The sequence below is a fragment of the Achromobacter sp. DMS1 genome (assembly GCF_001270295.1).
On sequence record NZ_LHSJ01000208.1, the window covers coordinates 1 to 11879 of the forward strand.

The 11879-nt window shown below is 67.4% G+C and carries 11 protein-coding genes; 3 read left to right on the forward strand and 8 right to left on the reverse strand.

Translation table 11 applies throughout. From position 1 onward, the window contains the following. On the reverse strand, positions 1-194 hold a 194-nt coding region (locus tag AD428_RS19760), incomplete at its 3' end, for a hypothetical protein (protein WP_152968161.1). 404 nt (positions 195-598) lie between these two features. Between AD428_RS19760 and AD428_RS19765 the strand changes: the two genes are divergently transcribed. Next, the gene (locus AD428_RS19765) at positions 599-1483 is read left to right on the forward strand and encodes a crotonase/enoyl-CoA hydratase family protein (RefSeq protein WP_053244949.1); all 885 of its coding nucleotides are present in this window, start codon (positions 599-601) and stop codon (positions 1481-1483) included. A 60-nt stretch (positions 1484-1543) separates the two neighbouring features. On the opposite strand, the gene pdeR is transcribed toward AD428_RS19765, so the two are convergent. Both pdeR and AD428_RS19775 read right to left on the reverse strand, forming a co-directional pair. Further along, on the reverse strand, positions 1544-3538 hold the full coding sequence (gene pdeR / locus AD428_RS19770; protein WP_053244950.1) for a cyclic di-GMP phosphodiesterase: 1995 nt from the start codon (positions 3536-3538) through the stop codon (positions 1544-1546). Positions 3539-3733: 195 nt separating this feature from the next. Further along, complete coding sequence (locus AD428_RS19775; protein WP_053246316.1) at positions 3734-4732, reverse strand: Bug family tripartite tricarboxylate transporter substrate binding protein; 999 nt, start codon at positions 4730-4732, stop codon at positions 3734-3736. 220 nt (positions 4733-4952) lie between these two features. Here AD428_RS19775 and AD428_RS19780 point away from each other — a divergent pair, with 220 nt between their 5' ends. Both AD428_RS19780 and AD428_RS19785 read left to right on the forward strand, forming a co-directional pair. After that, positions 4953-6725, forward strand: a complete 1773-nt coding sequence (locus tag AD428_RS19780; protein WP_053246317.1) for an IlvD/Edd family dehydratase — start codon at positions 4953-4955, stop codon at positions 6723-6725. An 8-nt stretch (positions 6726-6733) separates the two neighbouring features. Next, on the forward strand, positions 6734-7426 hold the full coding sequence (locus tag AD428_RS19785) for a GntR family transcriptional regulator (RefSeq protein WP_053246318.1): 693 nt from the start codon (positions 6734-6736) through the stop codon (positions 7424-7426). Positions 7427-7530: 104 nt separating this feature from the next. On the opposite strand, the gene AD428_RS19790 is transcribed toward AD428_RS19785, so the two are convergent. From AD428_RS19790 to napE, 5 genes are read right to left on the reverse strand one after another with little or no spacing between them, the layout of a single operon-like run. Next, positions 7531-8157 (reverse strand): cytochrome c3 family protein, encoded by a 627-nt coding sequence (locus AD428_RS19790; protein ID WP_053246319.1) that lies wholly within the window; start codon positions 8155-8157, stop codon positions 7531-7533. 15 nt (positions 8158-8172) lie between these two features. Continuing rightward, positions 8173-8649, reverse strand: coding sequence for a nitrate reductase cytochrome c-type subunit (locus AD428_RS19795; protein ID WP_053246320.1), 477 nt, complete (start codon positions 8647-8649; stop codon positions 8173-8175). An 18-nt stretch (positions 8650-8667) separates the two neighbouring features. Beyond that, a complete protein-coding gene (gene napA, locus AD428_RS19800; RefSeq protein WP_053246321.1) occupies positions 8668-11163 on the reverse strand; it encodes a periplasmic nitrate reductase subunit alpha in 2496 nt (831 codons plus the stop codon). Next, positions 11147-11461 carry a chaperone NapD gene (locus AD428_RS19805; RefSeq protein ID WP_053246322.1) on the reverse strand — a complete coding sequence of 105 codons (315 nt, stop codon included), beginning with the start codon at positions 11459-11461 and terminating at the stop codon, positions 11147-11149. The genes napA and AD428_RS19805 overlap by 17 nt, the downstream gene beginning before the upstream one ends. Before the next feature lie 21 nt (positions 11462-11482). Further along, positions 11483-11641, reverse strand: coding sequence for a periplasmic nitrate reductase, NapE protein (gene napE / locus AD428_RS19810; RefSeq protein ID WP_053246323.1), 159 nt, complete (start codon positions 11639-11641; stop codon positions 11483-11485). Positions 11642-11879 lie beyond the last annotated feature (238 nt).

Here is an 11879-nt window from a genome sequence, read left to right on the forward strand (position 1 = left end):
GCCTGCGGCACCTCGCGCGCCGGCGTGCGCGTGCGGGTCGCCGTGTCGACCTCGGACACGCGCGGATCGTCGGCGTCCGCGCCGTCGACGCGGATCGCGGGCAGGTGCGCCGTGGCCGCATGAGCCGGCGGCAAAGGCAGGGCAAGAATCAGCGTGCCCAGGCCCAGGGCGCGGGAGAGAGTGGAAACAGACATCGCGAGCCTCGTTGTGTGGTGATGCGAGTCGCGATGCTATAGATAATGATAATCATTCGTATATAGGAAGAATCTGGGCCGGCGGCGGGGAAGACCGGCCGGCGCACCCGATTTCCCGACTCCTCCCTATGCATGAACCGCGGGCTTGCCGGCCCCGTTCCGCGCGTGCGCGGCGCCATGCGGGTTCTCGGGCGGCGCCTCATCCTTTTTCTCCACCCGCCCTTCCGCCAACGGTGGGAGGGCGCCGCGGCGCGGCGGCGTTTCCCGGCGGTTTCACTCCCGACTTTGGCCTACGGACAAGTCTGGCCAACCGGCGGAGTTTTGCATGAGACGAAGGACGAGTTCTCTGGATTAGTCTGATTACGCAGTACTTCGACTCACCTTGACCGATTGGACGAAAGCAAATGAATCAATTCATTCATCAGGACTGCCACCCCTTTACCGCCGCCGGCAATCTGAAACAGATCTCCGCGTACTACGAGGAGGGACGACGCGTCATGTGGATGATGCTGCGAGCGCAGCCGCGGCCCTGCTTCAATCATGAACTGATCGACGAGATCATGACGCTGGCGCGCGCCGCCAAGGACTCCGGCCTGCCGATCGACTTCTGGGTCACGGGCTCGCTGGTGCCCCAGATCTACAACGTCGGCGGCGACCTGAACTTTTTCGCCGAAGCCATCCGCAACGGCAAGCGCGAAGCGCTGCGGGCCTATGCCCGCGCGTGCGTGGATTGCGTGCACGCAGCCACCCGCGGCTTCGACACGGGCGCCATCTCGCTGGCCATGATCGAAGGCACGGCGCTGGGCGGCGGCTTCGAGGCGGCGCTGGCGCACCACTTCGTGCTGTCCCAGAACAACGCGCGCCTGGGCTTTCCGGAAATCGCCTTCAATCTGTTCCCGGGCATGGGCGGCTACTCTTTGGTGGCGCGCCGCTCGGGCATGAAGCTGGCCGAAGAGCTGATCGGCACCGGCGAATCGCACACGGCCGAATGGTTCCATGCGCGCGGGCTGGTGGACGTGCTGTTCGAACCCGGCGAGGCCTACCGGGCCACGCGCACCTTCATCGACGTGATGCGGCCCAAGCTCAACGGCATGCGCGCCATGCTGCGCGCGCGCCAGCGCGTGCTGGCGCTGTCGCGCTCGGAACTGATGGACATCACCGAAGACTGGGTGGAAGCCGCCTTCTCCATCGACCCGAAAGACCGGGCCTATATGGAACGGCTGGTGATCGCCCAGAACCGCCGCAGCGCGGCCAGCGGTGAAACCGCCATGGAGGCGACCATGCACTGAGCGCGGCGCGGACCGGCCTGCGGAGCCGCCCCGGCGGCTTCGCGATCGCGAACACGCCATTCAGGCAATGAGGTGCAGGCGGCTGCGCCGGTTGAGCCAGGCCGTGAACTCCGGCCCGGGCATGGGCTTGGCGTACAGGTAGCCCTGCTTGGCGTCCACGCCCAGCGTATCCAGGAACGCCGTTTCTTCGTGGGTTTCCACCCCTTCGGCGATCACCTTGAGCTCCAGGGTGCGGGCCACCGCCACGATGGCGCGCGCCAGCGCCTGCGAAACGGGGTTTTCGTTGACGCCGCGCACGAAGCTGGCGTCGAGCTTGATGGCGTCCAGCGGCAGGCGCGCCAGTTGCGACAGCGACGAATAGCCGGTGCCGAAGTCGTCCATGTGCACGCGCGCGCCGAGCTGGCGGAACTGCTTGATGAGCCCGATGGCCGCGTCTTCGTCTTCGACCAGGCAGCTCTCCGTAAGCTCGATGTCGAGCATGCACTCGCCGCCTGCGTCGCTGATGGCCCGCATGAAATCGCTGACCACGCCCTTGTCGTCGAGCTGCCGCGCCGACATGTTGATCGCGATGCGGATGTCCAGGCCCTGCCTGCGCCATTCGGCGGCCTGGCGCGCCGCCTCGCGCATGACCCACACGCCGAGCTGCGAGATAAGGCCCGATTCCTCGGCATAGGGAATGAACACGTCGGGGCCGATGAGGCCGCGCTCGGGCGAGCGCCACCGCACCAGGGCTTCCACGCCGTCGACTTCGCCCGTGCGGCTGGCCAGCTTGGGCTGGTAGTAGAGCATCAGGTGGTTTTCGGCCAGCGCCTTGCGCAGGTTGGTGTCCAGCCATACGTAGTCGGCGTTGCGGCGGTCCATATCGGGCTGGAAGACCCGGTAGGTGTGGCGGCCCGCTTCCTTCGCCACGTACATGGCGATGTCGGCGCTGCGCACGACGCTGTCCAGGTCGGCGCCATGGTCGGGATACATGGCGATGCCGATGGAGCAGCTCGTGTAGACCTCGATCAGGCCCTGCCGGAATGGCTCGCGCAGACGCTCGATGATGCGCTGCGCGGTGGCCTCCAGCTCCCAGACCTGGGCGTGTTCCTGCAGCACGATGAACTCGTCGCCGCCCAGGCGGGCCAGCGTCTGGCCTTCCGAGAGGCAGCTCGAAATGGCCACCGACACGGTTTTCAGCAGGTGGTCGCCGAAACCGTGGCCGTAGTGGTCGTTGACGCGCTTGAAGTTGTCCAGGTCGAGGAACAGCACCCCGCCGCGTCCGCCCCCGCCCGCGGAAAGCGCCCGCTTCAGCCGCTCCGTGATGGCATGGCGGTTGGGCAGGTCAGTGAGCATGTCGGTATTGGCCAGCACCCGCAGCCGCTCCTGCGCCTGGCGCTCTTCGGTGATGTCGGTGCCCGAGCAGATGAGGTAGACGCGCTTCTCGCCGCTGCCGCTGGTGACGAACTTGTTGCGGAACAGGAAGAGCCGCGGCCCCTTCACGGTGTTGATGAGGCGCTCGACCTCGTAGGAATGGCCGTGCCGGTAGAAGGCGGCGATGTTGCGGCGGGACGCGGCCGCTTCCTCGCGCGTCATGAACATCTCGAAGACGCTGCGGCCCACGATGTCCTGCTCGCGCTTGCCGGTGTATTCCTCGCTGAGCTTGTTAAAGCGCTGGACGCGGCCGTGCTGGTCGACGATGACGATGACGGAGTTGGCCTCGGACACCACCGTCTCGGCAAACGAAAGGCCCTCGACCAGGTCTTTTGCCACGGATTCGGTGTCGGCCAGGGCGGATGCGGTGCCGGCCCATTCGTTGGGGCCGATTTTCCGGCCGACGAGGTGCAGGCGGATCGGGTCGCCGTAAAGCGTGACGTCGATGCGCAGGCTGGAAGTGATGCCCGTGAGCGAACGGATGCTGTCGGCCTGTTCGGGGCGCAGCGCCATCGCGATGTTGGTGGCCCCCTTCACGGCGGCGAGCTCGATGGCATCGCTGTCGCCGGCTAGCCGCCAATATGGGCTGTGTGTACCGAAATGCGTATACAGGACCGCTTTGTCGTCCTGATGCTCAGTCATTGGTATCCCCCCGCCGTCCTTGGATGGCTCGCAAAGTACATTACGGCCTAGTCCTTCCGGGGTCAACCACAATGTGCATTGCGGCAAAGGCGCGGCGCCCAGGCACGGGCCGGCGCGCCATGCGGCGCTGCGTCAACGGGCCGCCCCGCGCAAGCGGAGCCGGGGCCGCGACGGGCCGGGCCGGGCCGGGCCGGTTTACTCCGGCTTGACCCCCGCCTCGTCGATGACCTTGGTCCAGCGCGCCACTTCCGCCGACACGCGGGCGCGGGCATCGGCCGGCGAGGTCCAGGTGGCGATGGCGCCCTGCTTGAGCAGCGACGCCTGCACGTCCGGCTTGGCCAGGATCTTCTTCAGGTCGCCGTTGAGCCGTCCGATCACGGGCGCCGGCGTGCCGGCCGGGGCCACGATGCCGAACATCGAGCTCACCTCGAAGCCGGGCAGGCCGGCCTGGCTGGCGGTGGGCACGTCCGGCAGCGCCTCGACGCGCTCGGCGGAAGCCACCGCCAGGGCGCGCAGCTTGCCCGCCTTGATGTTGGCCTGCGCGGCGGGCACGGTTTCGATCATGCTGAGCACCTGCCCGCCCATCAGGTCGGTCATGGCCGGGCCGCTGCCCTTATAGGGCACGTGCAGGATGTCCACCCCGGCCATGCGCTTGAACATCTCGCCCGCCAGGTGCTGGGGCGAGCCGTTGCCGGCCGAGGCCATGGTGACGTAGCCGGGCTTGGACTTGGCCAGCGCGACCAGCTCCTGCAGGCTCTTGGCAGGCACCGACGGGTTGACCACGAAGACCAGGGGCACCGTGCCCACGATGGACACCGGCGCGAAGCTCTTTTCCACGTCATAGCTGACGCGGCCCTTGTAGAGGGCGGCATTGATCGAGTGGCTGGTCAGCGCGCCCATGAGCAGCGTGTAGCCGTCGGGCGCGGCCTTGGCGACCTGGTCCGCTCCGATGTTGCCGGCCGCGCCGGCGCGGTTTTCCACGATGACGGACTGGCCCAGCGAGCCGGTCAGTTCCTGCGCCAGCACGCGGCCGATGACGTCGGTGGCGCCGCCGGGCGGGTAAGGCACGATGAGGCGCACGGGCTTGTCGGGATAGCCGTCCGCGGCGGCCAGGGCCGGCGCGCACAGCCCGGCACAGGCGGCGAGCAGCGAGACGAGCAGGGTGCGGCGCGGCCGCGAGCGCAGTGGGAACATAGGGGTCTCCTGCCGGGGTGGTATAGGAATGAAAGCGACGCCCGGTTCGTCGACGGCCCCAAGTTTAGGGGCCGGAACTTGATAGATGAATCAGAATTTTTCTATCGACTGATCTTGTTCTGATATCAATAAATCGGCCAAGGAAAATTTCTTGCGCGCGCTTTCCCGGCGTGAGTATGATGGTCGGTCCAGATTATCAATAATATTATCAGGATGACAAATGACGGATGAGATCAAGCGCGGCCAGCCTGGAAACGGCCCTTTCGATAGCGCCGACGACGCGCGCGGCGTGGCCCGCGGCCTGACCAACTACGGCGACCGCGGCTTCTCGCTGTTTCTGCGCAAAGCCTTCATCAAGGGCGCGGGCTACACGGACGACGCGCTCTCGCGCCCCATCATCGGCATCGTCAATACCGGCAGCAGCTACAACCCCTGCCACGGCAACGCGCCCCAGCTCATCGAGGCGGTGAAGCGCGGCGTCATGCTGGCGGGCGGGCTGCCCATGGACTTCCCCACCATCTCGGTGCACGAAAGCTTCTCGCAGCCCACCAGCATGTACCTGCGCAACCTCATGTCCATGGACACCGAGGAAATGATCCGCGCCCAGCCCATGGATGCGGTGGTGCTGATCGGCGGCTGCGACAAGACCGTTCCGGCCCAGCTCATGGGCGCTTCCTCGGCCGGGGTGCCGGCGATCCAGCTCGTGACGGGCTCCATGCTCACCGGCTCGCATCGCGGCGAGCGCGTGGGCGCCTGCACGGACTGCCGCCGCTACTGGGGCCGCTACCGCGCCGAGGAAATCGACGCGCAGGAGATCGCCGACGTGAACAACCAGCTGGTGGCCAGCGTGGGCACCTGTTCCGTCATGGGCACGGCCAGCACCATGGCCTGCCTGACCGAGGCGCTGGGCATGATGGTGTCGGGCGGCGCCTCGGCGCCGGCCGTCACCGCCGACCGCATCCGGGCCGCCGAGCGCACCGGCGCCACCGCCGTGGCCATGGCCGCCTCGCGCCTCACGCCCGAGCGCATCATTACGGGCAAGTCCATCGAGAACGCGCTGCGCGTGCTGCTGGCCATCGGCGGCTCCACCAACGGCATCGTGCACCTGACCGCCATCGCCGGCCGCCTGGGCATCGACATCGACCTGGCCGGACTGGACCGCCTGAGCCGCGAAACCCCGGTGCTGGTCGACCTCAAGCCCTCCGGCCAGCACTACATGGAAGACTTCCACCATGCCGGCGGCATGCCCGCCCTGCTGCGCGAACTGCGCCCCCTGCTGCACCTGGACGCGCTGACGGTCTCGGGCCGCACGCTGGGCGAAGAGCTGGATGACGCCCCGCCCCCCTTCGCGCAAGACGTGATCCGCACGCCGGCCTCCCCCATCTATCCCGCTGGCGGCCTGGCCGTGCTGCGCGGCAACCTCGCCCCCGGCGGCGCCATCATCAAGCAGTCGGCCGCCAACCCGCAACTGATGGAGCACGAAGGCCGCGCGGTGGTGTTCGAAGACGCCGAAGACATGGCGCGCCGCATCGACGACGACACCCTCGACGTGAACGCCGACGACATCCTGGTGCTCAAGCGCATCGGGCCCACGGGCGCGCCCGGCATGCCCGAGGCCGGCTACATGCCCATTCCCAAGAAGCTGGCGCGCGCCGGCGTGAAGGACATGGTGCGCATTTCCGACGGCCGCATGAGCGGCACGGCGGCCGGCACCATCGTGCTGCACGTCACGCCCGAGGCCGCCATCGGCGGGCCGCTGGCCTATGTGCGGACGGGGGATCGCATCCGCCTGTCGGTGGCCCGGCGCGAAATCAGCCTGCTGGTCGACGATGCCGAGCTGGCGCGGCGCGCGGCGGCCGGGCCGGTAGAGCGCCCGTCGGCCGAGCGCGGCTACCGCAGGCTTTTCATGCAGGCGGTGACGCAAGCCGACCAGGGCGTGGACTTCGACTTCCTGCGCGCCGCCGTCACCCGCGACACGGTGCCCAAGCCCTGATCCCGCCCATGAACGCCATCGACCCATCGGCCTCCCGGGCCGCCGCGCCCGCCGCCTCGCGGGACGCGCTGCAGGCCGCCATCGAGACCCTGGAAGAAGACATCGTCTTCGGCCGGCTGCATCCGCGCCAGCGGCTCACCGAAGACGAGCTCATGGCCCGCTTTGGCCTGAAGCGGCACGTAGTACGGCAGGTGCTGGCCGAGCTGGAGCAGCTGGGCGTGGTGGAGCGGCGGCGCAACGTGGGCGCGGTGGTGCGGGCCTACACGGCCCGCGAAGTGAGCGAGCTGTATGCCCTGCGCGAAGTGCTGGAAGTGCATGCGGCCGGCCTCATTGCGCTGCCCGTTCCGCCCGCCCGCCTGGCGGCCCTGATCGCGGTGCAGCGCGAACACGACGAGGCCGTGGCCGACGGCGACGCGCCGCGCGTGTTCCGCAGCAACCAGCGGTTCCACCGCGAGTTCTTCGCCCTCATGGACAACGCCGTGCTGGCCCAGGCCATCGAGGAGTACGCGCGCCGCACCCATCCCATCCGCTTCGGCACGCTGACCTCGCCAGCCTGGCGCGAGCGTTCGCGTCAGGAGCACTGGGCCATGATCCAGGCCCTGCGCGAAGGCAACCGCCAGGCGCTGGCGGCCGTGTGCCGCGAACACCTGCTGCCCTCGCGCGACGCCTATCTGGCGGCCGAAGCCGCCCGTCTCGGCTAGGGCCTGGCTCGGCCGCTCAGCGCGGTGCGTCCGCCAGCGATTCGCCGCGCAGCATGCGCACCAGCGCGGCGGCAGNCGCGCCGCCAGGCAGGGGCGGGCCGGCCTCAATGGGGCGCATTGCCCGTCTCCGCGCCCATGCCCAGCTTGGAGGCCAGGTCGGGCGGTATGGGCGGCAGCGTGTGGGCGATGCCCTTGTGGCAGTCGATGCAGGTCTTGCTTTTGTCGGCCAGGTAGGTCGAGTGCATGTTCTGCGCCCGCACGCTCTGCCGTGTGAAGTCCATGGAGTCGTAGTTGTGGCAGTTGCGGCATTCCAGCGAATCGTTGGCCTTGAGGCGGGCCCACTCGTGCTGCGCCAGTTCCAGCCGCTTCTCCACGAACTTCTCGCGGGTGTCGATGGTGCCGAAGATCTTGCCCCACACTTCCTTGGATGCCTGCATCTTGCGCGCGATCTTGTCGGTCCAGTTGTGCGGCACGTGGCAGTCGGAGCAGATGGCCCGCACGCCGGAACGGTTCGTGTAATGGATGGTGCTCTTGAGCTCGGCGAAGACGTTGTCGCGCATCTCGTGGCAGCCGGTGCAGAATTTCTCCGTGTTGGTCAGTTCCATGGCGGTGTTGAACGCGCCCCAGAACAGCACGCCGCCGATGAAACCGCCCACCGTCAGAAAGCCCAGGCTGAAGTGCACGCTGGGGCGGGTGATGACTTTCCAGTAGCGCTTGATGAGATCGAGCATGGCGGGCTCCGTGCCTTATTTCTGCGCGGGCGCCGGGGCGGTCAGCCGCTTCAGGATCACGTCGATGTCCTGGTAGGTGTTGGACACCAGCGGCCTGGCCTCGGCCTGCGGCACGTGGCACTGCGTACAGAAATACCGCCGCGGCGAGACTTCGGCCAGCACGTTGCTGTCGCGGTCCATGTAGTGCGTCACGCTCAGGGGCGGGGCCTGGGTGGCCTCGGTGTTCACCCGGGCGTGGCAGGCCAGGCAGCGGTTGAAGCTGCGGTCGACCTGGTAGCCGTCGATCTTGTGCGGAATGGTGGGCGGCTGCATGGAATAGCTGCGCACCCGCTTGATGTCCTTGTTCTCGATCGGGCTGATGAGCGGCGGATCGGTCTCGTCGGCCACCGGCGTGGGCCCGCGCATGGGGTCTTCCACGTCCTGGGGCGGCGCGGCCAGGGCCGGCCAGGCCAGCAGCAGGGCAAGCGCGATGGCGGGGGCTCGGATCTTCATGGCTGTCTCCCGGCGATCTCAGGCCTTGACGATCTTGACCGCGCACTTCTTGAAGTCGGTCTGGAACGAGATGGGGTCGGTGGCGTCCAGCGTGACCTTGTTGATGAGCTGGCCGGCGTCGAACCAGGGCACGAAGACCAGGCCGCGCGGCGGCTTGTCGCGGCCCCGCGTCTCCAGCCGCGAGCGCATCCGCCCGCGCCGCGACACGATCTCCACCTCGTCGCCGCGCCGCAGGCCCAGCTTCTGCGCATCGTCGGGGTGCATGAAACAGACTGCGTTGGGAAAGGCGCGGTAAAGCTCGGGCACGCGCCGCGTCATGGACCCGGAATGCCAGTGCTCCAGCACGCGGCCGGTAGACAGCCAGAACGGATACTCTTCGTCGGGTGATTCGGGCGGCGGCTCGTAGGGCAGCGCGTAGATGATGGCGCGGCCGTCGGGGTTGCCGTAGAACTCGAAGCCCTTGCCGGCCTTCACGTATGGGTCGCTGCCCTCGCGGTAGCGCCACAGAGTTTCCTTGCCGTCGACCACCGGCCAGCGCAGGCCGCGCACCTGGTGGTAGGTGTCGAAAGGCGCGAGGTCGTGCCCGTGGCCGCGCCCGAAGGCCGCGTATTCCTCGAACAGGCCCTTCTGCACGTAGAAGCCGAAGGCGTCGGATTCCTGGTTGGCGTAACCGGGATCGCGCTCGGAGTTCGGATACCGGTTTACCTGGCCGTTGGCGAACAGCACGTCGTACAGCGTCTTGCCGCGGTACTCGGGTTTCTTGGCGAGCAGGTCGGCGGGCCAGACTTCCTCCACCTTGAATCGCTTGGAGAACTCCATCAGTTGCCACAGGTCGGAGCGGGCCTGTCCCGGCGCATCGACCAACTGGTGCCAGAACTGCGTGCGGCGCTCGGCGTTGCCGTAGGCCCCTTCCTTTTCCACCCACATGGCTGCCGGCAGGATCAGGTCGGCCGAGATGGTCGTGACCGTGGGGTAGGCGTCCGACACCACGATGAAGTTGTCGGGATTGCGGTAGCCCGGCAGCCCTTCGTTCATGAGGTTGGCGGCCGCCTGCATGTTGTTGTTGACCATCACCCAATAGGCGTTGATGGAGCCGTCCTTGAGCATGCGGTTCTGCAGCACGGCGTGCGCGCCCACCTTGTCGGGAATGGTGCCCTCGGGCAGCTGCCAGAGTTCTTCCGCGTGGGCGCGGTGCTTGGGATTGGTGACCACCAGGTCGGCCGGCAGCCGGTGCGAGAACGTGCCTACTTCGCGCGCCGTGCCGCAGGCCGAGGGCTGGCCCGTGAGCGAGAAGGGGCTGTTGCCCGGCGTGGAGATCTTGCCCGTCAGCAGGTGGATGTTGTAGACGAGATTGTTGGCCCACACGCCGCGCGTGTGCTGGTTGAACCCCATGGTCCAGAACGAGGTCACGCGCACCTTCGGGTCGGCGTACATCTCGGCCAGTTCTTCCAGCCGGTTCTTGGGCACGCCGCTCAGCTTGGCCGTGTAGTCCAGGTCGTACTTGGAGACGAAGCGCGCGTACTCCTCGAAATCGATGGGCTTGGACGCGCCGGGGTTGGCGGCGTTCTTGGCGGCCTTCTGCAGCGGATGATCGGGCCGCAGCCCGTAGCCGATGTCGGTCACGCCCTGGTGGAAGACCGTGTGCTTGTCCACGAAGTCGCGGTTCACGCGCTTGGTCTTGATGATGTGGTTCGCGATGTAGTTCAGGATCGCCAGGTCGGTCTGCGGCGTGAAGGTGAGCGTCAGGTCGGCCAGGTCGTAGGAACGGTGCTCGAAGGTGGACAGCACCGCCACCCGGGTCTTGGGCGCGGACAGGCGCCGGTCGGTCACGCGGGTCCACAGAATGGGATGCATCTCCGCCATGTTGGAGCCCCACAGCACGAAGGCGTCGGCGTTCTCGATGTCGTCGTAGCAGCCCATGGGCTCGTCGGCCCCGAAGGTGCGCATGAACCCCACGGCGGCCGAGGCCATGCAATGGCGCGCGTTGGGGTCGAGGTTGTTGGACCGGAAGCCCGCCTTCATGAGCTTGAGCGCGGCGTAGCCTTCCCATACCGTCCATTGCCCCGAGCCGAACATGCCCACGGCGGTGGGGCCTTTGTCGCGCAGCACGCGCTTGAACTGCTCGGCCATGACGTCGAACGCCTGGTCCCACGACACCGGCGCGAATTCTCCGTCCTTGGCGTACCGCCCGTTCTTCATGCGCAGCAGCGGCTGCGTGAGGCGGTCGGCGCCGTACATAATCTTGGACAGGAAATAGCCCTTGACGCAGTTCAGGCCCTTGTTGACCTCAGCGTTGAAATCGCCGTGCGTGGCCACGACCTGGTTGTCCTTGACCGCCACGTTCACGCCGCAACCCGTGCCGCAGAATCTACAGGGCGCCTTGGACCATTTCAGCTTGGCGGCCTCGGATTCGGTCACGATGTTCTGCGCGTAGCCGACGATCGGAATGCCCGCGACCGTGGCGGCGGCCGCGGCGGCCGATTGCTTGATGAATTCCCTACGGGGCATTGCCATCGTCGATCTCCTCGTTCATGGCGTCCAGCGTCTCGGCGTGCTGGTACACCAGCGCGGACGCGAGCACGCCGTCGAGGCGCTGTATCTCGGAGATGCGCGCCATCATTTGCTCGGTGGAGGGGGCTTCCAGGGTGACGACTATCTTGCCGGCGCCGGAAACGGCATGGATCTCCGCGCCTTCGACGGCGAGGATGCCGGCGCGCACGGTGTCGAGCTTGCGCACCAGCGCATGCACCACCATGCTGGCGATGTGCAGCTCGGCGGGCGGAGGACAGGGGGAACAGGAAAGCGCGTGCATGGCTGGCTCCATGACGGCGTTTCAGGAGCCCGGAGGGCCCGCGAGCATTTGATAGAACCAGACCAGGAACCCGTAGCCCGCGACGATGACGACCGCCAGCACGGGAGCAATGATCGCCGCCAGGAACACGAAGCTGCGCAGTTCCTGGGACTTGGTCAGCGCATCGGAATCGTTTGACACACACCACCTCACTGGAAAGGTCGGGGTATTGCGTTCAACGTGCGGATTCGTGAATTTGTAGCAGCGCGGGGGACGGCGCGTCAACGCCGCGCCGCGAAAAAAAAAAAAGCGCGCCGTCGGGCGCGCGCGAAATGAGGTTTGGTATATGGCGAGCGCGTCCGGCGCGCGGTTTCCGGTCAGCGCACCTGGCCGTAGATGAGGCGCGCGTCGGCGGCGTGGGCCAGCGGGCGGCCCAGGG

Coding starts and splice junctions, on each gene's coding strand:
- pdeR (WP_053244950.1), bottom strand. CDS start 3,538: ATGACTGAGCATCAGGACGACAAAGCGGTCCTGTATACGCATTTCGGT.
- AD428_RS19765 (WP_053244949.1), top strand. CDS start 599: ATGAATCAATTCATTCATCAGGACTGCCACCCCTTTACCGCCGCCGGC.
- AD428_RS19805 (WP_053246322.1), bottom strand. CDS start 11,461: ATGCACGCGCTTTCCTGTTCCCCCTGTCCTCCGCCCGCCGAGCTGCAC.
- AD428_RS19790 (WP_053246319.1), bottom strand. CDS start 8,157: ATGCTCGATCTCATCAAGCGCTACTGGAAAGTCATCACCCGCCCCAGC.
- AD428_RS19795 (WP_053246320.1), bottom strand. CDS start 8,649: ATGAAGATCCGAGCCCCCGCCATCGCGCTTGCCCTGCTGCTGGCCTGG.
- AD428_RS19775 (WP_053246316.1), bottom strand. CDS start 4,732: ATGTTCCCACTGCGCTCGCGGCCGCGCCGCACCCTGCTCGTCTCGCTG.
- napA (WP_053246321.1), bottom strand. CDS start 11,163: ATGGCAATGCCCCGTAGGGAATTCATCAAGCAATCGGCCGCCGCGGCC.
- AD428_RS19780 (WP_053246317.1), top strand. CDS start 4,953: ATGACGGATGAGATCAAGCGCGGCCAGCCTGGAAACGGCCCTTTCGAT.
- AD428_RS19785 (WP_053246318.1), top strand. CDS start 6,734: ATGAACGCCATCGACCCATCGGCCTCCCGGGCCGCCGCGCCCGCCGCC.